At 38.8% G+C, this 22,692-nt stretch carries 24 protein-coding genes and 1 tRNA gene; 16 read left to right on the plus strand and 9 right to left on the minus strand.

The window, feature by feature from the left end:
• Nucleotides 1-204: 204 nt before the first annotated feature.
• Nucleotides 205-1,170, minus strand: a complete 966-nt coding sequence (locus tag ACOQO5_RS17985) for a YihY/virulence factor BrkB family protein (RefSeq protein ID WP_420583074.1) — start codon at nt 1,168-1,170, stop codon at nt 205-207.
• Nucleotides 1,167-1,574: an acyl-CoA thioesterase gene (locus tag ACOQO5_RS17990; RefSeq protein WP_420583075.1), complete on the minus strand. Its 408-nt coding sequence runs from the start codon at nt 1,572-1,574 to the stop codon at nt 1,167-1,169. The genes ACOQO5_RS17985 and ACOQO5_RS17990 overlap by 4 nt, the downstream gene beginning before the upstream one ends.
• 127 nt (nt 1,575-1,701) lie before the next feature.
• Here ACOQO5_RS17990 and ACOQO5_RS17995 point away from each other — a divergent pair, with 127 nt between their 5' ends.
• The 3 genes from ACOQO5_RS17995 to ACOQO5_RS18005 all read left to right on the plus strand — a co-directional run bounded on the left by ACOQO5_RS17995 (nt 1,702) and on the right by ACOQO5_RS18005 (nt 5,100).
• The gene (locus ACOQO5_RS17995; RefSeq protein WP_420583076.1) at nt 1,702-2,430 is read left to right on the plus strand and encodes a DUF4344 domain-containing metallopeptidase; all 729 of its coding nucleotides are present in this window, start codon (nt 1,702-1,704) and stop codon (nt 2,428-2,430) included.
• 85 nt (nt 2,431-2,515) lie between these two features.
• Nucleotides 2,516-4,144, plus strand: coding sequence for an acyl-CoA carboxylase subunit beta (locus tag ACOQO5_RS18000; RefSeq protein WP_420583077.1), 1,629 nt, complete (start codon nt 2,516-2,518; stop codon nt 4,142-4,144).
• A gap of 101 nt (nt 4,145-4,245) precedes the next feature.
• A complete protein-coding gene (locus tag ACOQO5_RS18005; protein ID WP_420583078.1) occupies nt 4,246-5,100 on the plus strand; it encodes a transglutaminase-like domain-containing protein in 855 nt (284 codons plus the stop codon).
• A gap of 1 nt (nt 5,101) precedes the next feature.
• Here the strand turns inward: ACOQO5_RS18005 and ACOQO5_RS18010 are convergent, their stop codons facing one another.
• Together ACOQO5_RS18010 and ACOQO5_RS18015 are read right to left on the minus strand one after the other, a co-directional pair.
• Entirely contained in the window at nt 5,102-6,484 is a 1,383-nt protein-coding gene (locus ACOQO5_RS18010) for a sodium-dependent transporter (RefSeq protein WP_420583079.1), read from the minus strand.
• Between the two features lie 82 nt (nt 6,485-6,566).
• Nucleotides 6,567-7,580, minus strand: a complete 1,014-nt coding sequence (locus ACOQO5_RS18015; protein ID WP_420583080.1) for an SRPBCC family protein — start codon at nt 7,578-7,580, stop codon at nt 6,567-6,569.
• Between the two features lie 102 nt (nt 7,581-7,682).
• Here ACOQO5_RS18015 and ACOQO5_RS18020 point away from each other — a divergent pair, with 102 nt between their 5' ends.
• The 4 genes from ACOQO5_RS18020 (at nt 7,683) to ACOQO5_RS18035 (ending at nt 10,831) form a co-directional block, all read left to right on the plus strand.
• The gene (locus tag ACOQO5_RS18020) at nt 7,683-8,081 is read left to right on the plus strand and encodes an RDD family protein (RefSeq protein ID WP_420583081.1); all 399 of its coding nucleotides are present in this window, start codon (nt 7,683-7,685) and stop codon (nt 8,079-8,081) included.
• 146 nt (nt 8,082-8,227) lie between these two features.
• Nucleotides 8,228-8,824 carry a TIGR00645 family protein gene (locus ACOQO5_RS18025; RefSeq protein WP_420583082.1) on the plus strand — a complete coding sequence of 199 codons (597 nt, stop codon included), beginning with the start codon at nt 8,228-8,230 and terminating at the stop codon, nt 8,822-8,824.
• 66 nt (nt 8,825-8,890) lie between these two features.
• Entirely contained in the window at nt 8,891-9,454 is a 564-nt protein-coding gene (locus tag ACOQO5_RS18030; RefSeq protein WP_420583083.1) for an NUDIX domain-containing protein, read from the plus strand.
• 36 nt (nt 9,455-9,490) lie between these two features.
• Nucleotides 9,491-10,831 (plus strand): MATE family efflux transporter, encoded by a 1,341-nt coding sequence (locus ACOQO5_RS18035; RefSeq protein ID WP_420583084.1) that lies wholly within the window; start codon nt 9,491-9,493, stop codon nt 10,829-10,831.
• Here the strand turns inward: ACOQO5_RS18035 and ACOQO5_RS18040 are convergent.
• Together ACOQO5_RS18040 and ffh are read right to left on the minus strand one after the other, a co-directional pair.
• Complete coding sequence (locus tag ACOQO5_RS18040) at nt 10,818-11,504, minus strand: class I SAM-dependent methyltransferase (protein ID WP_420583085.1); 687 nt, start codon at nt 11,502-11,504, stop codon at nt 10,818-10,820. The two genes, ACOQO5_RS18035 and ACOQO5_RS18040, sit on opposite strands and share 14 nt — an antisense overlap.
• A gap of 3 nt (nt 11,505-11,507) precedes the next feature.
• Nucleotides 11,508-12,836 carry a signal recognition particle protein gene (ffh, locus tag ACOQO5_RS18045; RefSeq protein ID WP_420583086.1) on the minus strand — a complete coding sequence of 443 codons (1,329 nt, stop codon included), beginning with the start codon at nt 12,834-12,836 and terminating at the stop codon, nt 11,508-11,510.
• 173 nt (nt 12,837-13,009) lie between these two features.
• On the opposite strand from ffh, the gene ACOQO5_RS18050 reads away from it, so the two are divergent.
• Nucleotides 13,010-13,477 (plus strand): hypothetical protein, encoded by a 468-nt coding sequence (locus ACOQO5_RS18050; RefSeq protein ID WP_420583087.1) that lies wholly within the window; start codon nt 13,010-13,012, stop codon nt 13,475-13,477.
• Between the two features lie 65 nt (nt 13,478-13,542).
• Here ACOQO5_RS18050 and ACOQO5_RS18055 read toward each other — a convergent pair whose 3' ends face one another.
• The gene (locus tag ACOQO5_RS18055) at nt 13,543-14,241 is read right to left on the minus strand and encodes a LytR/AlgR family response regulator transcription factor (RefSeq protein WP_420583088.1); all 699 of its coding nucleotides are present in this window, start codon (nt 14,239-14,241) and stop codon (nt 13,543-13,545) included.
• Complete coding sequence (locus tag ACOQO5_RS18060; RefSeq protein WP_420583089.1) at nt 14,234-15,277, minus strand: sensor histidine kinase; 1,044 nt, start codon at nt 15,275-15,277, stop codon at nt 14,234-14,236. Before ACOQO5_RS18060 ends, ACOQO5_RS18055 begins: the two co-directional genes overlap by 8 nt.
• Nucleotides 15,278-15,476: 199 nt before the next feature.
• Here ACOQO5_RS18060 and ACOQO5_RS18065 point away from each other — a divergent pair, with 199 nt between their 5' ends.
• Both ACOQO5_RS18065 and ACOQO5_RS18070 read left to right on the plus strand, forming a co-directional pair.
• Nucleotides 15,477-15,947, plus strand: coding sequence for a hypothetical protein (locus ACOQO5_RS18065; RefSeq protein WP_420583090.1), 471 nt, complete (start codon nt 15,477-15,479; stop codon nt 15,945-15,947).
• On the plus strand, nt 15,880-17,277 hold the full coding sequence (locus tag ACOQO5_RS18070; protein WP_420583091.1) for a M20/M25/M40 family metallo-hydrolase: 1,398 nt from the start codon (nt 15,880-15,882) through the stop codon (nt 17,275-17,277). Before ACOQO5_RS18065 ends, ACOQO5_RS18070 begins: the two co-directional genes overlap by 68 nt.
• A gap of 331 nt (nt 17,278-17,608) precedes the next feature.
• Here ACOQO5_RS18070 and ACOQO5_RS18075 read toward each other — a convergent pair.
• Nucleotides 17,609-17,682: transfer RNA gene (locus tag ACOQO5_RS18075), tRNA-Pro, on the minus strand.
• A gap of 128 nt (nt 17,683-17,810) precedes the next feature.
• On the opposite strand from ACOQO5_RS18075, the gene ACOQO5_RS18080 reads away from it, so the two are divergent.
• The 6 genes from ACOQO5_RS18080 to ACOQO5_RS18105 all read left to right on the plus strand — a co-directional run bounded on the left by ACOQO5_RS18080 (nt 17,811) and on the right by ACOQO5_RS18105 (nt 22,690).
• Nucleotides 17,811-19,148, plus strand: a complete 1,338-nt coding sequence (locus tag ACOQO5_RS18080) for a phage integrase SAM-like domain-containing protein (protein WP_420583092.1) — start codon at nt 17,811-17,813, stop codon at nt 19,146-19,148.
• Entirely contained in the window at nt 19,133-20,023 is an 891-nt protein-coding gene (locus ACOQO5_RS18085) for a hypothetical protein (RefSeq protein WP_420583093.1), read from the plus strand. The genes ACOQO5_RS18080 and ACOQO5_RS18085 overlap by 16 nt, the downstream gene beginning before the upstream one ends.
• Before the next feature lie 117 nt (nt 20,024-20,140).
• Complete coding sequence (locus tag ACOQO5_RS18090; protein WP_420583094.1) at nt 20,141-20,458, plus strand: helix-turn-helix domain-containing protein; 318 nt, start codon at nt 20,141-20,143, stop codon at nt 20,456-20,458.
• Nucleotides 20,459-20,899: 441 nt separating this feature from the next.
• Nucleotides 20,900-21,292: a hypothetical protein gene (locus tag ACOQO5_RS18095; RefSeq protein WP_420583095.1), complete on the plus strand. Its 393-nt coding sequence runs from the start codon at nt 20,900-20,902 to the stop codon at nt 21,290-21,292.
• A complete protein-coding gene (locus tag ACOQO5_RS18100) occupies nt 21,289-22,158 on the plus strand; it encodes a hypothetical protein (protein WP_420583096.1) in 870 nt (289 codons plus the stop codon). The genes ACOQO5_RS18095 and ACOQO5_RS18100 overlap by 4 nt, the downstream gene beginning before the upstream one ends.
• A 46-nt stretch (nt 22,159-22,204) precedes the next feature.
• Complete coding sequence (locus ACOQO5_RS18105; RefSeq protein ID WP_420583097.1) at nt 22,205-22,690, plus strand: hypothetical protein; 486 nt, start codon at nt 22,205-22,207, stop codon at nt 22,688-22,690.
• Nucleotides 22,691-22,692: the final 2 nt, after the last annotated feature.

Here is a 22,692-nt window from a genome sequence, read left to right on the forward strand (position 1 = left end):
CGGCACGCTGGTTTTTCCCGAAGGGATCACTACGTGGCAAGACCAGTGCATTTCCCGAAGGGATCGCTAAGCGACGACCACTCTGCTCCCGAAGGGATCCCTTTGGGGCACTTCTCTAGGTCGTAATTATTTCCATTCCGTTGAATGGGAGTGCAAATGTAGAATAATAATTTTTTTTGACAAGGCTGAGCTGGAAAATATTTTTTACTCTTCAAAAATTGATGTCGTCGTCTCAATTTTATCCGATACTACCGCCCGGTCTACACTGGCATTATACTCAAATCCTACGAGCAAAATTAATGACAGCAAGTACAACCAAACCATTAATGCAATCAACATCCCTAACGAACCATAGAATTTATTGTAATTCGAAAAGTTGTTGATGTAAAAGGAAAAGGCATAGGAAGTAGCCACACAGGCCACTGCAGAAAACACAGCTCCTGATGAAAAGAAAGTCCAACGGTCGTGAATGGCCGGTGCAAAGTAATAAATCGTGGATATCGCAATAAAAAATGCGATGACAATCACCACATACTTTAGGGCAGTCAGTAGATAAATGATGTAATCCTGTGTGATAAACCCTTCGGTCGATAGATAATTAAGCACCAGTTTTCCAATTACCATCAGGATGATAGAAAAGAACAGGACAGAAGAAAGCACCAGAGTCAGGCCAGTGGCAATAATTCTGGTTCTAAAAAAACCTCTTTTTTCATTGGTCTTGTAAATGCTATTGAAGGTGGCCATGAGGCTGTGCATGCCGTTGGTGGCTAGAATCAGAGCCAGGAGTGCACCAAAAGAGAGCAACCCCTGACGTTTATTACTCACAATATCATGGATAGTTCCATCCGCCGCTTCGTACATGGCTTTTGGCATCACAGTGGCTAGAAAGTTCATGATGCTCTGCGTATCGATATGAGGGATTATCGAATGAATGTATGGGATCAGCGTAAAGATAAAGATGATCGAAGGAAAGATAGCCAGTGTAAAACTGAAGGCAACACCGTTCGCTTTGTTGATCAGGCCATGTTTGCCTGTGTTTTCAAAAAACAAGTCCAGTGTATTGTACAAGTTGGTTTGCCGCTTGTTCAGCTTGATCAACTTGAGTTTTTTGATCAGGTTTAGATACCACTCGTAATAGAGGAGGTGCTTATGAAGGTTTTTTCTTTTCATGCGAAATAGGGCTCCAAGAACTTAGCTAGTGTATCAGGAATTCGGCATGGTCTGTTACTTTCCATATTTACGAATACCAGCGTGGTTTCACCAGTATTGATCAATTCTTCAGCTTCATTGAAGATTTTGTATTCAAATTGGATTCGAGCTTTAGGGAATGTTGGTATTTTGATTTTAATCGTAAGCAACTCGTCATATTTCGCAGGCTGCAAATAGTTGGTTTGCATGTTGATGACTGGCATCATCACTCCACTTTTCTCCATTTCGTTGTAGGAAAACCCCAGCTGTCTAAGTGTTTCTACTCTTCCAATTTCGTAATACATGGCATAGTTGCCATAGTACACATATTTCATCTGATCAGTTTCAGAGTATCTTACTCTGGTTTGTGTTTGGGCTTCAAACATTTAGGCTTTTGGTATTTTCGTTCTACGAATCCGAAATATATTGCATTTTTCTTATACAAAGGTGTACAATTTGATAGTAAATAATAGGATAAAGTGGGTGCTTTTCGCATGGATAAGTTTCGGCTTGATGGGTAATTCGTTGGCAGCTAAAGTTTCTATTGAATACGTAAAGCCCAATTCATCTAAATATCTCGAGATCTACAAAGTACTCAAGTCAAAGCATCGCCTGATTTATGGTGAATCTATCGCCTACCTGAATGGTTTGTATCAATGGCAAAGTGATATTAATATTTTGGTCACCGAGTGTGGTGCAGTAGACTCCCGGTATTTGCCGGATCAAAACTCGATCGTCATTTGTTATGAATCTCTTTATCAGAAAATCTACGATTATCCCGAAAGGGCTAGCTCCAAAAAGGCATTTGTCCGTCGCGTCTATCAGAATGTTATGTTCACTTTTTGGCATGAGATGGCTCATGCCCTGATGGATCAATATGGATTAGGGTCGAACGAAGACCGAAAGTCGCTAGAATTGCTGGCAGATGAATTGGCTGTGCTTTCTATGTTGTGGAGAAATGAGGGCCAATGGAAGGATATTGTTATGATTAGCGCATTGCATTTTAAGTCTAAGTTGACTGTTACTCAGGATAAAAAATATCAGATTCACGCGTCAGATCAATGGCGTTATGAAAAAATGATAGTCCTGCTTTATGGATTTGCACAAAAATCTTATTTGAGGTTAAAGCCCGAAGTCGATAGTTTGGATTGGTTGACTATTTCGCCTCAAGAATATTATTTGGAAAGAAGTGCTTTTTGGGAGGGAATTCTTCGGAATCATGTCCAAAGAGATTTTTTTTAATAATTGACAATCAGCGTCTTAAAAGTATTGGGAAACAAGAACTAAATGTTTGGTTTTTCTATTTTTGTTACAAACAACATACCCCATGAACCTAGAATTCAACAAAAACGAAGACGAGTACAAGCAGCTGGTTTCACAGCTGAAAAACAAGCTCAAAAAAGTAAAACTCGGAGGAGGAGAAAAGAAGATCGAAGCGCAGCATGCTAAGGGCAAGTTGACCGCGAGGGAGCGTATCGATTATTTGATCGATGATCCGAAAGGTTTTGTTGAGGTAGGTGCTTTTGTAGGCGATGGCATGTATGCCGAGCAAGGTGGCTGCCCCTCCGGTGGTGTGGTCATGGGGATAGGCCATGTGCAAGGCAGGCAGTGTGTGGTAGTGGCCAACGATGCCACCGTAAAAGCGGGAGCCTGGTTTCCCATCACAGCCAAGAAAAACCTTCGTGCACAGGAAATTGCTATGGAAAATCGATTGCCAATTATCTATCTGGTAGATAGTGCGGGGGTGTATCTACCCATGCAAAATGAGATTTTCCCTGACAAGGAACATTTTGGTAGACAGTTTAGAAACAACGCCAAAATGTCCTCTATGGGTATTGTGCAGGTAGCTGCTATTATGGGTAGCTGTGTAGCAGGTGGTGCTTATTTGCCGATCATGTCGGACGAAGCCATGATAGTAGACAAGACCGGTTCGATCTTTTTGGCAGGAAGCTATTTGGTAAAAGCCGCAATTGGTGAAACCATAGATAATGAAACATTAGGAGGTGCGACTACACATTGTGAAATCTCAGGGGTAACCGACAATAAGTACGATTCGGATCAGGATTGCCTGGAGGCGATCAAAAAGATCTTTGATAAAATCGGTGACTTCGATAAAGCTGGATTCAACCGCGAAGAGCCAAAGAAGCCTAAACTAGACGAAAAGGAAATCTATGGTCTGCTTCCTGTAGATCGCGTGAAGCCCTACGAGATGCGTGACATCATCAAGCGGATGACAGATGACTCTGAATTTGATGAATACAAGGCGGATTATGGTCAGTCTATTATTTGTGGATATGGACGTGTCGATGGCTGGGCTGTGGGAATTGTGGCCAATCAGCGCAAGGTGGTAAAGACCAAAAAAGGCGAAATGCAAATGGGAGGGGTGATATACTCCGATTCGGCAGACAAGTCAGCTCGTTTTATCATGAACTGCAATCAGCGAAAGATTCCTTTAGTGTTCTTGCATGATGTGAGTGGATTTATGGTTGGTAGCAAGTCTGAACATGGAGGGATTATTAAAGATGGTGCCAAGATGGTGAATGCCATGGCCAATTCGGTGGTGCCTAAATTCACGTTCATTCTTGGAAACTCTTATGGAGCAGGTAACTATGCGATGTGCGGAAAGGCCTATGATCCAAGATTGATTTACGCCTGGCCTACTTCTCAACTGGCGGTAATGAGCGGTGCCTCAGCTTCTAAGACTTTGTTGCAAATCAAAGTTTCTGCTATGAAAGCCAAAGGACAAGAAGTGTCTGAAGAAGATCAAAAGAAATTTTTGGCAGAAATCACTGACAAGTACAATGAAGAATTGAGCCCTTATTATGCGGCCTCCAGGCTTTGGGTCGATGGCGTGATAGATCCGTTGGAAACGAGAAAGATCATTTCTGCAGGTATAGAAGCAGCCAATCATGCACCTATAGAAAAACCATTCAATGTGGGGGTGATTCAGACCTAAATCAAATTATTCTGTTCAAGTCGATATGAATTGAGTGCCTTTTTTCGTATATTAATTTAACAACTAGTTATTTTGGTATTTCGATTTCTGAATCAACAACATTGGAGAAAATAAACGAAAAAGAACTCAAGGCTTTGATCTCATTATTGGAAGATGACGATCATGAAATTCTCGTGCATGTCGAAGAAAAGCTGCTTTCTTTGGGAACAGAGGTGATTCCATTTTTGGAAAAGGAATGGATGAATAACAGTTTGATTCCTAGCGTTCGCGAAAAAATTGAGGACATCATTCACAACCTTCAATATGACCTTTTAAGCGAGAAGTTGATTGCCTGGAAGGAAGGCGGAGCAGAAGATCTACTAGAAGGTATGATGTTGGTAGCCAACTATCAATATCCAGATCTCAACCTGAAATTTCTGACCAGAAAATTCGAGCAGTACTACCACAATGCATGGCGCGAGTTTTCAGAAGAGTTGTCCCCCATGGAGCAAATCAAAGTGCTCAATGACGTCTTTTTCAACAAGATGAAGTTTAGACCCAATGCCAAAAATTTTCATTCGCCTGCCAATGGAATGATCAACGTGGTGCTGGAATCAAAGCGTGGTAATCCACTGAGTCTTTGTGTAGTTTATATGCTCTTGGCTCAGCGACTGAAGATGCCAATCTATGGGGTGAACTTACCCAACTTGTTTATTGTGACCTATAAAACAGAAGACACTCAGTTCTACATCAATGTGTTCAATAATGGTATCATTTTTACTACCGATGATATCAATAATTATATTGATCAGCTGAAGCTGGAAAAGAATGACATTTATTACCAGCCGTGTAGTCATGTGGATATTGTAGCACGTGCATTGAGAAATTTGATTTCTTCTTTTGAGAAATTGGGAGAATACAAAAAGGCCGATGATATCAAAATGCTTCTACAGTCGGTAGATGAAATGAGTTACTGATCTAAAATCCGAAGAAAGTAGACAGGACGATCATACTAAATATGATGAACAGTGCCCCTGGAAGCAAGACGGGCATTACAAACCGTAAGTACTTTCTAACCCAGGATTTTTCATAATTTTCAAAGCCGACCGCTATCTCAGCTTCCAGATTTTCCTTTTTCCAAATGTGAACGGCAAAAAACACCATCAGCGCCCCGCCTAGTGGAAGAAAGGAATCATTGGCTATGTTGACGATAAAAGAGAGAAAATCGGTTGGTTGATCAGCTCCTATGTAAGTGATAAACGCTGTGAAATAGGATGAGTAGCCGTTGCCCAGCAGAGAGGGAATTCCTATGAGATAGATGATCCCGGACATCAGCCAAGCGGCCTTTTTTCTTGAAAGTTTAAATTCATCTATTACATAAGACACTGGAACTTCTAGCAATGAAACGGTAGAAGTCAGTGCCGCAAAACAGAGTAAAAGGAAGAATACCATTCCCACAATAGCACCAGCTGTAGGTCCTATTTCTCCAAAGATATGCGGGAGGGTAACGAATATAAGTTCGGGACCGCGACCTACACCTGAAAGTGACCCGCCACTAATAAAACCGATTAATGGAAAGATCATTAAACCAGCAGTGATGGCTATACCTACATCGGTCAAGGTGATTAAAGCAGCAGACCCAATCAAGTTATCGCCTTTTTTGATATAGCTGCCATAGGTGATGAATGTACCCATGCCCAAGGATAAGGAGAAAAATGCTTGTCCCATGGCGTTAAATACGACATTAGGTGTCAGTTTGCTGAAATCTGGAAGTAGAAAAAATTTGATCCCAGCCATAGCATTTGGAAGGAATAAGGAATAAACAATCAGCGAAAACATCATGATAATGAGCGAGGGCATCAATATTTTAGCAGCTTTCTCAATGCCGCCAGATACACCCTTAGAAACAATAAATGCGGTGACTACCATAAATAACAAGCCATAACTCCCTACCGCGAAGACATCAGTGGTGTATGCGCTAAAATGTTCGGTTACCTCGAAGTTTCCAGCTGCCATTTCGAAGGTATAGCCAAAGGCCCAGCCAGCAATTACATTGTAAAAAGAAAGGATGAGGACACCACTGAGCACCCCCAACTTTCCAATAAAGTTCCATTTTTTGTGGCCTAGTGCTTCAAAAGCACCTACCGCATTTCGCCCCGACTTTCTGCCAATGGCTAATTCGGTGAGCATGACAGGAAAACACAGTGCAAAACAGAAGAAAAGGTAAACCAACACGAATATGGCACCACCTCCTGCGCCGGCCTCATACGGGAATCCCCATATATTACCCAGTCCAACCGCGGAACCTGCTGCTGCGGCTATGAAGCCTAGTCTACTTGAAAAATTTCCTCTTACAGCCATGTAATTTGTGATTTAATGGAGTGAAACAAAAAAGCCATCTCGATCCTTATCGGGATGGCTTTAATGGTTGTCATAAAATTAATTATTTAATTGGGTAGAAAACCTCAGTTCTCCATTGGGCGGTATCGGCTTGTGTTGGGTCTGTGACATACACTTCGTAGCCATTTCCGTTAGCCTCTAGTTCGTTGAATTGCATATAAGCTTGAAGTTGTTTGTGCGTATCATCTAGGTTGTGATAATCACCCATGTGGATGCCTTGCACCACTTTTCCTGATACGGTTTGACCCGCCATAATACTTTCATCGCTTACTTCACCAGTCTCGGCCACGGGTATGGCTATATCTGCTGTCCAGCCTGTATCACTATAGTCTACATACACAGACATCGGTTGACCGGCTCCCATTACACCATTGGTGTTGATATAGCCTAACAACTGGCCGTAAATTTCTCCCATCCGTGGGCCAATAGTTTCGGGTTTTGTAGTGTCAAACGTTTCTCTGATAGCGAGGTAGTTGATCGGCTCTACATTGATTTCATTGATTTCTACAGAAAATAGTGGCTTTGACTCTACTCTTTCTTTAAGATTGGCTAGACCTTCTTCATATGTTGGTCCAAGCATAGATTCCATCATTAATCCCATTAGTTTAAATATTGGGTTGCTTCCCATATCTCCTTCAAAAGTCCATGTCACATTAGTTCCACCATCAGTTTCTTCCAGAATTATATCTGCATAACCAGGCTCATCAAATCCACCAAAATACATTTCGGATCTGATTTTTTGTCCTTCTACTGCCTCAACAATCTCTTGAGAACCTGTGCCTACGTCTTGATGTTCGCTGGCCCATTCCATTTTGTTGCCTATGCCCGAATCGGGGCCACTAAAGATGTAGGTGGTACCTTCAGGGTCAATGCGATACCATGGAGACCATTTATTGAATCTCTTCATACTTGAGATTTCTTCATAAATAGAAGATGGACTAGCATTCACGACGGTATTTCGTTTGAGTGTAACTTCGCTTGAAATGACGAACCCAATACCAAGTAGTAGTACGATCAGAACGACGACTACCAAAAGCGCTGATTTTAGTATTTTCATAGTTTAGTGTTTTAGTTTTGTCTAGACAAGTTAATAAAATGTAATTTCCGTTCAAAGGCGCAAGAGGATACAGCCTGCTCTATCATCAACTAATTCAATCATATGAGTTTACCTTCAGAAACTAAATTTGCCACCTTTCCTCAGCGACTATTTGCATTCAATATCGACTTTTTATTCATTCTAATCCTAATGGCTCCTTTATCTTATCTGATTGAAGATGATCTAACTTTTGGGGGGGTGGTTTTGGTCCTAGTTAGTTTATACCATGCGATTTTAGAGGGTTCGGGATGGCGTGCAACTTTTGGTAAAAAATACTCCAATATTGAAGTGGTGAATGAGCAAGGAGATGGCCTTTCTTTTGGCCAGTCATTGCTAAGAATTGTTACAAAATATCTGTCTTTATTGCTATTTTTTGGCGGTTTTTTCATGATCTATTTCAGAAGAGACAGAAAAGGGTTACATGACTTAGTGGCCAAAACCTATGTGGTTGATAGGGGTTAACATGATAAGAGATAGGTAAAACTCATAATTAATACGATAGCGTTAAAAAATGTGACTTATTCGCTGTGCGGTATGGAAATTAATTTTAATTTTAGCACTTGTTATTAAATGGTATTAAAACCAACTCGCATTAGCATAAATCAGGTATGAAAAGATTTTTTGACAAATTTGAGAATTTCTTCGAAGGTTTCATTTTTTGGAGTAGATGGGTACAAGCTCCCATGTATGGTGGCCTGATAATCGGAGCATTTCTATACATGTGGAAATTTTTCCAGGAATTGGCGCACATGTATCATCAAGTAATTGGCGGTGATATTGAATCAAAAGTAATGCTTACGCTGTTGAGTTTGGTAGATATCTCTATGGTAATGAACCTTGTAGTCATGGTGACTATCGGTGGGTACTCCATATTTACCAGTAAGATAGATGTAGATATGCATGACGATAAGCCACTCTGGTTGGAAGGTTTAGATGCAGGTATGCTAAAGATCAAATTGGCAACTTCACTAGCTTCTATTTCTGGGGTGCAGTTATTGAAGACTTTTGTGAATTACAGGGAAGCAGCTGAGAAAGCCGGTTCTGAAGGAATCATCATTGAAATCGTTATTCACATGGTATTCATCTTCTCTGCACTGTTGCTAGGATATACCGAAAAAATCATTCATTCTTATCCTCACGGATTAACCGGACACGGTCATGAAGAAGAAGAGGAACACGAAGAAGAGCATAAAGAGGAAGTTTAATAATTTCTAACTGAAAAAATTGAAATCCCGTTCCGATGCTCATCGGGACGGGATTTTTTTATAGCTATGAAAAACGAAAAACCTCACAACCCGTGGAAAAAAATTTCTGGTAAAGAAGTATACAATAATGCATGGATATCTGTAGAAGAACATCAAGTGCTTAATCCTTCCGGAAATGAAGGGATTTATGGGAAAGTGCATTTTAAAAATAAGGCTCTCGGTATAGTGCCTTTGGATAAAGAAATGAACACTTGGCTAGTAGGTCAATATCGATATACTTTGGATGAGTATTCATGGGAAATCCCCATGGGAGGTGGGCCATTAGAGGATGATATATTGTCTTCGGCCCAAAGGGAATTGAAAGAAGAAACTGGTATTTCCGCTCAGCGTTGGGATAATATTTTGCGCATACACACATCAAACTCGGCTACTGATGAGGAGGGGTTTGTTTTTGTGGCCAGAGGTTTAACATACGGAGAAACATCGTTTGAAGAAACTGAAGATTTAAAAATAAGAAAACTCAAGTTGGAAGATGCCGTTAGGCTGGTGATGAATAATGAAATCACAGACAGCTTAAGTATTGCCGGCTTGCTGAAAGCTAAATTATTAATTGATGGAGGAAAGCTTTGACTAACGCCAACTAGATAAAACATTAACCCCAAACCCTTGACTTTAAAAGAACACTTCCGTACGAATATTACCTTGGCTTACCCAGTCATGCTCAGCCAAATGGGCCATATACTTGTGGCTGTCGCTGATAGTATGATGGTGGGTCGATTAGGTACCGTGCCTTTGGCTTCTGTGTCCCTGGCGAATAGTGTATTTTCTGTGATCATGCTTTTTGGCCTTGGTGTCTCATATGGCATGACCCCTTTGATTGCTTCAGCGGATGGAGCCAACGACAAACGAATGGGTGCCAAATTCTTTAAGCATGGAGTTTATCTCAATTCTGCTTTGGGTGTGGTACTGATGTTGGTTGGATTGGTTGTAGGTCAATCTTTGTTCTTACTCGATCAGGACCCGGAAGTATTAGCTGGTGCCTTGCCATACTTCAATACGTTAGTGTTTAGTCTCATACCACTTATGGTTTTTCAAGCTTTTCGTCAGTTTGCGGAAGGGCTTTCCATGACACGTCAAGCCATGTATATTTCTGTTTCTGGCAATCTTCTAAATATCTTCTTCAATTATGGGTTGATCTATGGAGAATTAGGTATGCCGGAAATGGGACTAGTTGGAGCTGGATGGGCCAGCTTGATTTCCAGAATTATTATGGCTGTGGCTATGGTTGTCTTTGTAATGACGTATAAGCCTTTGAAAAGATATGTAGTGCTTTGGTCAAAGATCAAATTACGACCATTTGTGATGAGACGAATTCTGAATATTGGTGTGCCTTCTGGCTTGCAGTACATTTTTGAAATTGGAGCGTTTAGCATGGCTGCTGTAATGGTTGGTTGGATTGGAGCGGAGGCTTTGGCTGCGCACCAGATTGCACTCAACTTATCAGCTGTTACTTATATGATTGCTACGGGCATTTCGGCTGCTGGGGCCATTCGTACAGGAAATCAACTGGGGAGAAAGGACTATCCAACGCTTAGAACAGCTGGTATGACTTGTTTTGCTATGGCAGCCGGTATGATGGCCATGTTTGGAGCTGGATTTATTTTTGGGAATACCTATTTACCCACCTGGTACATCAATGATCCAGTAGTGATAGGAATGGCTGGAAACTTATTGGTTATCGCTGCGTTCTTCCAGATTTCAGATGGAGTACAAGCTGTAGGACTAGGTGTGTTGAGAGGAATAGCCGATGTGAAAGTGCCAACTTATGTGACCTTGTTTGCTTATTGGTTTATGGCCATACCGTTAGGGTATTTTTTAGGTATTTATTTGGGTTGGGGAGCAAAAGGGATATGGATTGCTCTATTAATAGGTCTCACGCTAGCGGCGATTTTGCACCTCGCCAGATTTCATGTCTTATCTAATCGATATATTTTTAAAAACCGGTGATTTTGGCCAGGTATTGATCAAACTCATCGGTGAGAAGTATCTCTGTTTTTAACCCAAGGCTTTCAGTTTCTTTGATAAGCAACTCTTGATCAACATACAGCCAATCGAACCAGTCTCCTTTTTTGCCTTTGTATTCGTATTGGTACTGTATTTCACCAAAATAATGTTCAGGCTTTTCAAGACCATCTTCGTACAAATAAGAAATGTCAGAAGAGTCCAGAATCAGTTGGCCGCCTTTATTCAATAGCTTTTCACAATGTTTAAAAAAATAGGGGAGACCGTCCAGTTTGCCTGCCAAACCGAGACCATTCATTAGAAAAAGTAAGGTGTCATATTTGCCTTGATGTGCGAAAAAATCTTCTTCCACGATCTTTTCCATTCCTGAATGTCGTAAAGTTTCAATGCATCCTGGTGAATTCTCTAAAGCAGTAGCATCCATTTCGAAGGCTTGCATGAAAAGGGCATGAGCTCCGGCACCCGCACCTACATCCAAAATTTCGCCTTCACAGGAAGTGATGGCCAAATTTTCTAGGTCAGTAAAGTCCTGGTGGTCTCTAAAGAATACCTCTACAGGCATTTCTTCTGGCTCGCCATAGGAGTTGTAGGTTTTTAGGACTACCGAATGGTCTCCTTTATAAAAGTCAAATATGGCTTCTCCGTGTACGTCTTTCAATTTCTATTTGAACATGTTCATACCAGATAGCGCCCTTTTGGCTCCGCCCATTTTGTTCATGGTCTTCATCATTTTGCGCATCTGATCGAACTGTTTGAGTAATTGATTGACTTCCTGGATCGATGTGCCACTTCCCTTGGCAATACGTTGCTTACGACTGCCGTTAAGAATATCTGGCTCTTCTCTCTCCTTCATCGTCATAGATTTGATGATCGCTTCGATAGGCTTCAAAGAGTCGTCATCTATATCAATGTCTTTAATGGCTTTTCCTACGCCTGGAATCATACCCATCAAGTCTTTGAGGTTACCCATTTTCTTGATTTGCTCCAGCTGAGAAAGGAAATCGTCAAATCCGAATTGGTTCTTGCGGATTTTCTTTTGAATTCTTTTAGCCTCTTCTTCGTCAAAGGTGTTTTGAGCTTTCTCTACCAAAGAAACCACATCACCCATGCCGAGAATTCTATTGGTCATTCTGTCAGGGTGGAATACATCCAATGCATCCATTTTCTCCCCAGAACTAATAAACTTAATTGGCTTTTCAACAACCTTTCGGATAGTCAAGGCAGCTCCACCACGAGTATCACCATCCAACTTTGTTAGTACGACGCCATTGAAGTCCAAGCGGTCGTTGAAGGTTTTGGCAGTGTTCACGGCATCCTGACCAGTCATAGAATCCACTACAAATAGTGTTTCTGCAGGGTTGAGGCCTTTTTTGAGGGCCTCTATCTCATTCATCATCTGCTCATCTACTGCTAGACGACCAGCAGTATCGACGATGATTGTTTTTTTGTTATTTTCTTTTGCGTATTTAAGTGCATTTTTGGCAATCTTCAGTGCGTCCTTATTTTCAGGTTCCGCATAAACATCCACCTCGATTTGCTCTCCTAACACCTTCAACTGATCGATCGCAGCTGGCCTATAAATATCACAGGCTACAAGTAATACGTTTCTATTTTGAGCTTTAAGGTGACGGGCTAATTTTCCAGAAAAAGTAGTTTTACCCGAGCCTTGAAGACCTGAAATCAGAATGACATTTGGATCGCCTTTGAGGTTGATTTCCTCACTGCTTCCTCCCATCAATTCTGTCAATTCCTCAGAAACAATTTTTGTGAGTAACTGCCCAGGTGAAACAGCAATTAATACATCCTGACCAAGGGCTTTTTCTTTGATGGAATCGGTGACCTCTTTCGCAACTTTAAAGTTAACATCGGCATCAATAAGTGCACGTCTAATCTCTTTGACGGTCGCTGCCACGTTAATTTCAGTTATTCTTCCCTGTCCCTTCAGTGTTTTGAAGGCCTTATCGAGCTTTACACTAAGATTATCAAACATAATTCTTGATTCGTATTAAATATTTTGCAAAGCTAATGATTCCCTTGCAATGATCGAAAGGTAAGTAGTGAATATAAATAACTAAGGAATGTAACTTTTTTAGACCTGAGGCAGTATTATATTAAAGATTGTACCTTGTATAACATATTAGTGAAACCAAATATCAAAAACTCATGAATAAACTCATATTACTTGTTGGCTTATTGATAGGATTTCAATCAGCCGATGCACAAAATGGAAGGGTGCGCGAGCGTGACCTGGATGGTGTGTGGAAAATGAAAATTAATTTGGATGAAGATGTATTCGAACAAGAACTGAACGATGAAGATAATGCGTTTGCAAGACTGATTCTTCGTGCTACAGGGAATCTTGTCGAAGGGATACTTGATGAAATTGACATTGAAATGGAATTTCGTGATGATCACGAATGTAGGATATATGTTTCGGCTTTCGGTGAAGAAGAGGTAGAGTACTCTGAATGGTATATCAATGGAAAGGGGGAGTTGTTTATAGATGATTCGGACTCATTTCAGATGGGAAATGATGAATATTGGATATTTGAAGATGATGTCCTTGTGGCTTATGAGGATGGAAGACCACTAGACGATGATGCCGCTGTGTATATGGTTCGGATAGAATAATAGAATATTTCACAATAGTAAATAAAAACCAAGGTGAAAGCTTCGGTTTTTTTGTTTGAGCTTCACTACGAAATTGTTCTTATAAAATCCTCCTTATACATTCTACCAATAGGTACTTCATGTTTACCTACAATTACATGAAATGAGCTGATTTGGTCTATTTTTTCTATGGCCACTACAAAAGATTTGTGTACACGAATAAATAGTTCAACTGGCAATTGTTCTAGTAATTCCTTCATATTCATTCTACTAGAAATAGTTTGATTCTCTGAATGAAATAGCATATTATTTCCTTGTTTTTCCATTACTAGGAGTTTGTCCAGATCAACGAAATGAATGTCTGTACCACTTTTGATTTGTAGCTTTTTTGATGTCGTAGGGTCTGTATTAAAGAATTGAACTTGGTTGGATAATTCTTTTGCTTTCAGGCAAGCTTGTAAAAAACGTTCGTATGTGATAGGTTTTAGGAGGTAATCAGTCACTTTTAGGTCGAATCCTTGAACAGCATATTCCGAGTAAGCTGTAGTCAAAATAATTTGATGTTGCTTTCCGATAAGTTTAGTGAAAGAAATACCTGAAAGATCAGGCATATTGATGTCAAGTAAAATAAGGTCAACGGAATTCTTACCAAGAAAATCAATGGCTTCCAGAGGGTTTTTAAAACTCTTAATATGATTGATGAAAGGAACGCGCTTGCAGTAATTCTCAATCAAATTCAAAGCTCTATATTCATCATCTACTGCTATGACATTTAGATTATTCATCTGTAGTATTTAATCTTAGCTGAAGTTTAACTTGGTAAAAGTCAGTATCTTTTTTGATTTTTAGTTTATGTGCATCGGGATAAAGCAGTTCCAATCTACGTCGCAAATTGATTAATCCTACTCCACCATCTTTTGATTCTGGCTTATTTTTTCCATTTGAAATGGAGTTTTCTACTTTCAAAAGTAAAATGCCTTTTTTAATAGACAAGTCAATATGAATATGGCTTTTGTTGTCTGGATGTGTACCATGCTTGAATGCATTTTCTACCAGTGGAACAAGCACCAATGGAGTAATTTTAATTTGTGAAGTCTCACCACATATGTCGAATAAAAAATCCAGTTCACCTACTTCGAATTTCAATAAATTCAGATCAATATAGCCTTTCAAAAATTGAATTTCATGATCAAGAGGTACCTTGGATTGGTTGCTTTCATACAATGTGTATCGTAAGACTTTTGTGAGATCTGCAATTTGCTTGGCTACTTCTTCATCACCATTTTCTACAGAAGTGGCATAAATGTTATTGATACAGTTGAACAGAAAATGAGGGTTAAGTTGAGATTTTAAAAATTGAAGTTCATTGGTCAATTGTTCGGCTGTGGCTAATTTATTCTGTGACTCAATTCTAAATCTGTCTTTAACAACGATATAGATGATAGAAAATAGGAGAAACACAAAGTGATTGATGATTAAATCTTTTTGAAACACAGAGGCAATTGGGCCCAGAAAACTATGGAGTATAAAATATTCTAAAACATAGAATACTATAAATACGATTGCTATCAGCAAGGTAAATGCTAAGAACTTTTCACGACGATAATAGAAACGATTCAATAGCAGAATATTCACATAGAATAATACTGCGCTGCCTACAAAGGCAAATAGAGAGAGTGTTTTTACATTGAATTCTATAAGCGTCTGATGTTGCTCTACACTTAATAATTCATTTTCACCTTGAGTGTTGATCGTGATAATTCCAACCCAAACGACAATATGTATGAGGGGCTCGGTGTATTTGTGAAAATTCTTTCGCATGCAGGAAGTTAATCGATTCGGGCTAAAATGTATGAACTGTGTGATGTATGGCGGTTTTATGTTATGAATGACCCTAAACGGCAATTTGACCACCGAATTGCGAAAACATGTAGTTCAATTCACAAATTGAGTTGTATGCTCTATTTACTTCCTTAATGATCTTTTATTTCCATGATTTGGGAAACTAAATATTAATAAAATGAAAAAGATCATTCTCATTCTGGTCATATTAAATACGACCATAGTTCAAGCCCAAGTGGTTATGGAAAAGTTAATGTCAATTGATGTGCCAACTGAAAAACTCAATGAATACTGTGGGAAGTATTCATTTGACATAGAAAAATCACTTGAGATTTCAGTCGAGTTATCTGCGGACCGTATGGTAATCATTATACCTGATCTAGAGCAATTAGAGGGAGATATGGAAGTCACCAGGCAATCCACGCTTATACCACAATATCCGGACAAATTTTATGTTGAATCAAATCCTTTCATCAAAGTACATTTCACAAGAAGTAAGAAAACAAATAAGATCATCAGTTTATTATTCAATGCGAATGAGGATGAGAGTGAAGAAGTGATCAGGGCTAAAAGAAATCTTGATGAGGGTCTTTTTAATGATATTTCTGGTACAGTGGTCGAGTTTGAGTCATGCTCAGAAGCTTGCTGATGGGCATCAATTTGTAGAAGCTATAGATTCAACTGATTTGCAATTTATCGTGTCGGCCTTAGCTTCTGAAAAAATGGCAGGCAGAAAATCCGGTGAGCCTGGCCAGCGATTAGCTGCTCAATTTGTTGCTCGACAATTTGGGCAGCTTGGTCTAGCTGCATTTGATGAGTATAAGGACTACATGCAAACTTTTAATCTTGTGAAATCTGTACCTGATTATCATCAGGTAATAGTCAACGACATAACCCTCGAAAGAGACAAAGATTATGTTTTCTTAGGGGAGTTAAATTCGGCAGAGCAACTTGAAATTGATCTTCTGGATATAAGAAAAAGAGACTTAGAAACATTAGTGCCTGCTATTGGAAACGAGATTTTGCTCTTGACTGATCATACAGATATTCATCTAACAATAGAAAAATTACGAAAGAATGGCTTCACGATGTTTGTGGTTTTAATGGAAAGTGAAAAGTATAAGGGGCTGAATACACATCAAAAAATCAGTGGGGAAAGGGGGGAGTACTTGCGGTTCGAATTTGGGGTTAGAAGAGAATTTGGGATTTTCTATATGGATGAGAATAGATGGTCTGAATTGATTGGAGATAAAGCTTCTTGTGAAAATGTTCGTGCATCCTTTGAAATCAAAAGGAAAGAAGATCTGGTTCAGACAGAGAATGTGTTAGGCTATGTTCAGGGTGAAGGATTAGAAAATGAATGGATTGTTATTTCTGCTCATTACGATCATTTAGGTATTGAGGATGGTGAAATCATGTATGGTGCGGATGACAATGCATCTGGTGTGGCGGCGATGCTGGAAATAGCCCAAGCTATTCGGCTGGCTTCAAATTTAGGGTATCGACCGAGACGATCGGTTTTGTTCATAGCTTTCACCGGAGAAGAGCAAGGGCTCTTGGGTTCGGCGTATTTTGTTAACTCTGGGATCTTCAGCGAACTCAATGTAAAATATGAACTGAACATAGATATGATAGGCCGGGTAAGTCCTGAGTATGAGGATGATGAGAATTATGTCTATTTGATTGGTTCTGATCAAATGTCCCCGGAATTACATGAGTCCAGCGAATACGCCAATACAACATTTACTCAGCTTACGTTGGATTATACCTACAATGACGTGGCTCATCCGCTTCAGATATATCAGCGCTCAGATCAATGGAGTTTCGTTGAGAAGGGTGTGCCATCTATTTTCTATTTTGGAGGAGTTCATGATGAATATCATAAAACAACCGATACATCTGATCAAATAAACTACAGGGCTTTGATTGGTCGTTGCAAGCTCATTTATCATACCACTTTGATTTTGCTCAACCAATGAAGTAAAAAAGCCCGTAAAACTGCTGAGCTTTTCGATGTCAGGATGCCAAGTGCACGGCCAGTGGATTCAACAGCGTCGGTTGTCTATCGAATCGTTAGACCGCCAGGGCCCTGTTACTAGATATGCTTTAAGTAAATGAAATTCTGCTTTTTTAATCGAATGGCACTTTGGAGTGGGATTGCCTCACGATGTTCTCTGATCCTTTAAGGGGGTTTAAAAGAAAAGCCTGTTACGCAGTCATTTTTTGTTTTCACGCTGTTTTCGCTAATGCAAGCATTGCTCATCCAACCCAAAAACAAAAAAGCCACTCATTTGAGTGGCTTTTCTTTTGTCGGGATACCAGGATTCGAACCTGGGACCCCCTGGTCCCAAACCAGGTGCGCTACCGGACTGCGCTACATCCCGATCAATTAAACTGTCACCGGTACTATTGACAATCTTTGTGATCCGCTCAGGAAGGAAAATTTTGAATACGAGAAATACAGAAAGGCACTTCTTGGTATTTTTTGGGACATCAAATATACCATGTAAAAATGCTAGAATTTGGTCGCTACATACTGAAGCTCGACCTAGAAATCGGCAAGAAGAGTTTTGCAAAATCATTCAAAAAGAATTTAACAATCTTCACTTTATATCGTTTACTTATAATGGCAAGTACAAAGTTGGTGATTCGTGCTGAAAAGGCTAATAAAGAAGGAATCTGTGTAATATATATTATCTACACGCACTGGAGCCAATCAATTTACATTTCAACTGGGGAGAAAATCCATCCTAAATATTGGGATAAAGTAAAATGTAGGATTAAAGGTAGCTATAAAGGTTTTAGTACAATCAACAAAGTGCTGGAATTGAAGAAGTCTAAAATAGACGAGCTTCGAAGGCAACTTTATTTGAAAACAGGAGAAGAATCTGTTTCATCTGTGAAGAATGAATATGAAGATAGTCTCAAACCGAAAAAGCCGAGTAATCTTGATTTCTTCGATTTCCAAGGTGAGTACATTGAATATAAGGAAAAGACACAAGGGCTCGCAAATGGTACGATTCGTCATATAAAATCATTTTTTAACCGAATAGAAGATTTTCAGAGATACAGAAAAAGAAAAGTCAAGTTTGAAAGTATTGATGAGAAATTCTACGATGATCTGATGAACTATCTTTTTGATTATTTGGAGGTAAGTCCTTCTACAGCTGGAGCTCTCATTAAAAATTTAAAGGCCTACCTGTCATACTGTAAAAAACAGGGCTACTCTGACAATGATAGATATCAATATTTTGTAAAACCCCGATCGTCATCTGAACCAGTAGCCTTGGATGAAAGTGAATTTCGACAGTTATTTAGTGCTAACCTGTCATCAGATATTCATTTAGAGAGAGTTCGGGATTTGTTTGTTTTTGCGTGTGCGACAGGTCTTAGGTATTCTGATTTTACGAGGGTTTTAAAGAGTAATATTCAGGGTAGTATTCTTCAAATTAAAATGGCTAAGACTAAAAAAATTGTCCGCGTTCCTTTAAATGAGTATTCTAAGTTTATTCTTGAAAAATATGACTACCAATTGCCTAAATTTTCGAATCAAAATTTTAATAAGCAATTAAAAAAGGCTGCAAAAAAGGCGAAATTAAATAATAAAAGAAGTGTAACCACATATAAGGGAAGAGTTGATTCTACTTCTGAAGTAGAGATGAATGAAATAATTTCTAGTAAGACAGCGAGAAAATCTTTCATTTCTATGAATTTGGTGAAGATGTCTCCTAAAATAGTGGCTGACCTTGTAGGGCATTCTGACCTATCAGTAACATCCCAATATAATGCTCTAAACTCAAATAGTTTAATCGAAGAAATGCAGAAATCAGAAGTATGGAAAATCAAGTAGTTATGCAGTCTGATAATCAAAATATAATACTATTTCAATATAAGTTTCTAAACGAGACTTATGAAGACGATACCAAAGGCTATTATCTACGAGTAGAAAGAGCACCCATTTATAATTCTGATCTAAGAATGGCATTTTTGGAGTTCGCAATTTTTTGCAACTCTTCAGATTGTTTGGAAGCGATAAAATTTCATTTTGATAATATTGAAGAGAATAAAGACGTCCTTTTTGCCGAAACTGTAGTGAAGAAATGGCTTAAAGATTATTCTTTGAGCGAAGTTAATAGTTTGGTTGAGGATTGTTACTATAAGGATGAAGGTGGAGATTTGAATGGGATGGCGTATGACTTATCTGAGTATTGGGTTAAAAAAGTAAAGTTGTTGAAATCTGCGATCAAGGCATATCATAATTATCGGTTTCACAATGAAAAATTAAGTACCAATTCTAATAATGGGGTTGCTGGGTACCTTAACTATTACCCTAAATTTAATTCTTCTATTGAGGAAATTTTGATGTGTTTAAGGTCATATGTAAAGAACCCTGAAGATTTAAAGTTGGCTTTTTTATCAAAAAACAAACCCAAAATTCGTGTTAAAATTAAAAGACAGGAACAGCAAAAGTTCTTTTGTATAGTTAGTCTTTTTTGCCGTTTAGGTTTAGTTAAAGATGAGCATAAAGTGTTCAATGAAAAGATAAAGTGCTTTGTTATTTCGGCCTCAAATGAGGCGATTAATTTAGATACCTTGGAAAAATGCTCTAGCTGGATGAACTTTTTAGATTCAGGTAAATCGTCAGGATCGTCTAGAGTGGATAGAGATGTACTCATTATTTCCAAAAGAATCACCAAAAATCATCATAGTAATTTTGATGACTGACTGAGAAATACGAAAACCTTTCAGTGATTTTTATTCTGAAAATCAGATTGTTAAAAGGTATTTTAAATACCATTTCCCACCTTTCGTCTTTGAGAAAATGCTGTCGTTAAGGATAGTATGAATCTCAATAATATATCAAAAAACATAGCTTCATTAGGTCTCTTCTTTAAGGCCGCTATAAGAGAAGCACTTGACGATTATTTGAATTATCGTCTCCCTGAAATCCTAAAAGATATTTTAGATGATCGCAATAGTAATTTGCTACTAGACTCCAACCAAGTCAGAAAGGAACTTGGGGGTATTTCTAGAAGCACTCTGCATCGCCTGAAATCCTCGGGAAATCTTAAATCTTGCAAGGTACATGGAACTCTTAAGTTTAAGAGATCTGATGTGCTTGCATACATTGACTCTTTGAGTCAGGAGGAGGATCTATGAAAAGAAGGTCATCAAATCGCAAGCTATCTAAGGCTTACTTGGAGCAACAAATCAAAGGGGTGCCGACAGCAAAAGATCCAGAACTTGTTCTTAGAGCAATTTGCAATGAAATAAAGGCTCATACTTATCGCTTTGGAGAACTACCTGCTTCATGGAAAAACATTTATAAAAAATTGTGGTACATGGCATTTGAATATTGTCCGCACAGATATTCTGAAATATGTTGATACAAATAAATCCAGAGAGGTCTGAAGAACTGAAGCAGTTTTTTAAGGATCATAAGTACCAAATTGTTCGAAGTACTGAAAAAGAAATATTTAGAGCTAAAAAATCGAACATTTTAATAAGGCAGTTTCAAGATGGCAGGGTCTTAATTTCTTCTTGGATTGAACGTTCGGAATACTCAGCACTGATGAGACTTCTTACTAAAATCAGTAAAAAATGATAGGACATATCAATAGTAAGATGTGCATTGAAGAGATAATTCTTCTAATAGAGGCACTTAGTTTAGGCGCATCGCATGAAATGCAGCATGAAATAGAAATAGAACTTCTTACCAAACTTGAATCAAGAGTTGATGAGGGGAGTATTGATGAGGCAAAGGGCGTTTTAATGGATTTTATTCAGGAAGTCCAAATTTACATAGAAGCTAAAGGTGAAGAAGGTGAATTTCTTTCTAAACAGCTTTTTTGGGACTGCATTTATCGGAACGTACTTGATGGTTTTGTTTTTGGTATAGGAGCACGTGTGCGATTAGTTTTTGATGAAGTTTCTGGAAACTGCATTTCTGTGAGAAATATAGATGGTAATGAGTTACTAAAATTTGACGTATGATTGATTATGTAAAACTAAGGTTGCCCCTTTATTGCCTGATCTATTTAGAGGAGAAATTCGAATTCGAATTAAGGGTAAACGAGAAGACAGGTGAAGAATATGATACCAAAACCGTCAAGTGGAGATCATTAGTCATTAGAATAATCGCAAGGTGTTTTATCGAAATCCGAGGGTCCTTGCATAAACATTGGAACGGTAATAATTACGATGATTTTACCGTTTCAGAATGTATCGAAACCGTGAGGAAGTTGTGTCTTGAATTAAGAGTGAATCCAAAGGACGTTCAAGTTGCAAACTTAGAATTTGGATCAAACATTCAACTCCCTTTTTCACCTAAGGTTATTTTGGAAAGTGTCCTTTTTTATAAGAAAAGACTTTTTATGTCACTTTCTAAGAGTGCGAAAAATGAAATTGGTCGCTCTGTCTTTCTCTCACAAATGGGGCTAAAAATGTACGACAAAGGGGCTCAGAGCAATTTTCCAGAAGACCATCCCTTGATACGTTTCGAGGTGAAGATTATGCGTATGCAATATCTGACTGGTGGGGGAATTTTGACCTTGGATTTGCTACTGGACCAATCATTTTATAGCGGTCTTAAATATCGTCTGCTAAAAACTTGGAATTATGTCGATTTAGCCGATGACAGTCTACTTAGCCTCCTTAAAACAGAAGATCAAAAAGAGTTCATTATTAATTGGTATAACCCAAGGTATACAGCAAAACTTCTTAGAAATGACCCAGAGGTATTTAATATAGAATACAAGCGTTTTCGAAGGTTAGTCAAGCGATACTCAAATGAGGAGTGTATCAAAAACCAAATGAATAGACTGCTAAAGGAGAAGTGTGAAGAGCTTTTAAATAACTAAATGCATTCGGCTTGTACTGATCTTACAATTAGGATAAAATGTAAAAATGGAACAAAAAGAAACAAATCAATCATTCAAATCAGGGTTCTTAGACAGGACACCTGAAGAAAAAGATGCAATAGATTTTCCAGAAAGCCTCGATGATTACAGTAGGACACTATCCTTCATTGGACCAATTCGACTCTACAATTCCACTTATTTGGGGAATTATCTCAGAGACAAGTATTTTGATAAACCAGAAGACCTTGATAAGTATCTATCCAAGCGAATATTGAAAAGAGTAGAAGATGGAGTTCTAGAAATAAAACGAGATGAAGTTGTAGGTCACGTCCAGAGGTTGGAATACCTCCTTGAGTCACTAGGAAAATGTGAGGGTGAAAAAATGTTCACCACAACGAAGACCATGGATCGATTGGCTGGTTGGAAGAAAGCTAGATCGATTTTAAAACAAGAATTGAGTAAAGCACGATACAGACGAGATGAGTTTCTCAAATCCAAGGATTTCAAGCTAAGAAGGCTGGGTGAAGAGTAGTG

This window comes from Reichenbachiella sp., from assembly GCF_965223055.1.
In the GTDB taxonomy this organism is placed as follows: Bacteria; Bacteroidota; Bacteroidia; order Cytophagales; family Cyclobacteriaceae; genus Reichenbachiella.

Excerpts from the sequence above, each read along its gene's own strand:
- ACOQO5_RS18095 (WP_420583095.1), top strand. The coding sequence starts at position 20,900 with ATGATAGGACATATCAATAGTAAGATGTGCATTGAAGAGATAATTCTT.
- ACOQO5_RS18010 (WP_420583079.1), bottom strand. The coding sequence starts at position 6,484 with ATGGCTGTAAGAGGAAATTTTTCAAGTAGACTAGGCTTCATAGCCGCA.
- ACOQO5_RS18055 (WP_420583088.1), bottom strand. The coding sequence starts at position 14,241 with ATGAATAATCTAAATGTCATAGCAGTAGATGATGAATATAGAGCTTTG.
- ACOQO5_RS18070 (WP_420583091.1), top strand. The coding sequence starts at position 15,880 with ATGAGGGTCTTTTTAATGATATTTCTGGTACAGTGGTCGAGTTTGAGT.
- ACOQO5_RS18080 (WP_420583092.1), top strand. The coding sequence starts at position 17,811 with ATGCTAGAATTTGGTCGCTACATACTGAAGCTCGACCTAGAAATCGGC.
- ACOQO5_RS18060 (WP_420583089.1), bottom strand. The coding sequence starts at position 15,277 with ATGCGAAAGAATTTTCACAAATACACCGAGCCCCTCATACATATTGTC.
- ACOQO5_RS18000 (WP_420583077.1), top strand. The coding sequence starts at position 2,516 with ATGAACCTAGAATTCAACAAAAACGAAGACGAGTACAAGCAGCTGGTT.
- ACOQO5_RS18065 (WP_420583090.1), top strand. The coding sequence starts at position 15,477 with ATGAAAAAGATCATTCTCATTCTGGTCATATTAAATACGACCATAGTT.
- ACOQO5_RS18100 (WP_420583096.1), top strand. The coding sequence starts at position 21,289 with ATGATTGATTATGTAAAACTAAGGTTGCCCCTTTATTGCCTGATCTAT.
- ACOQO5_RS18020 (WP_420583081.1), top strand. The coding sequence starts at position 7,683 with ATGAGTTTACCTTCAGAAACTAAATTTGCCACCTTTCCTCAGCGACTA.
- ACOQO5_RS17985 (WP_420583074.1), bottom strand. The coding sequence starts at position 1,170 with ATGAAAAGAAAAAACCTTCATAAGCACCTCCTCTATTACGAGTGGTAT.
- ffh (WP_420583086.1), bottom strand. The coding sequence starts at position 12,836 with ATGTTTGATAATCTTAGTGTAAAGCTCGATAAGGCCTTCAAAACACTG.
- ACOQO5_RS18030 (WP_420583083.1), top strand. The coding sequence starts at position 8,891 with ATGAAAAACGAAAAACCTCACAACCCGTGGAAAAAAATTTCTGGTAAA.
- ACOQO5_RS18090 (WP_420583094.1), top strand. The coding sequence starts at position 20,141 with ATGAATCTCAATAATATATCAAAAAACATAGCTTCATTAGGTCTCTTC.
- ACOQO5_RS18025 (WP_420583082.1), top strand. The coding sequence starts at position 8,228 with ATGAAAAGATTTTTTGACAAATTTGAGAATTTCTTCGAAGGTTTCATT.
- ACOQO5_RS18050 (WP_420583087.1), top strand. The coding sequence starts at position 13,010 with ATGAATAAACTCATATTACTTGTTGGCTTATTGATAGGATTTCAATCA.
- ACOQO5_RS18085 (WP_420583093.1), top strand. The coding sequence starts at position 19,133 with ATGGAAAATCAAGTAGTTATGCAGTCTGATAATCAAAATATAATACTA.
- ACOQO5_RS17990 (WP_420583075.1), bottom strand. The coding sequence starts at position 1,574 with ATGTTTGAAGCCCAAACACAAACCAGAGTAAGATACTCTGAAACTGAT.
- ACOQO5_RS17995 (WP_420583076.1), top strand. The coding sequence starts at position 1,702 with ATGGGTAATTCGTTGGCAGCTAAAGTTTCTATTGAATACGTAAAGCCC.
- ACOQO5_RS18015 (WP_420583080.1), bottom strand. The coding sequence starts at position 7,580 with ATGAAAATACTAAAATCAGCGCTTTTGGTAGTCGTCGTTCTGATCGTA.
- ACOQO5_RS18105 (WP_420583097.1), top strand. The coding sequence starts at position 22,205 with ATGGAACAAAAAGAAACAAATCAATCATTCAAATCAGGGTTCTTAGAC.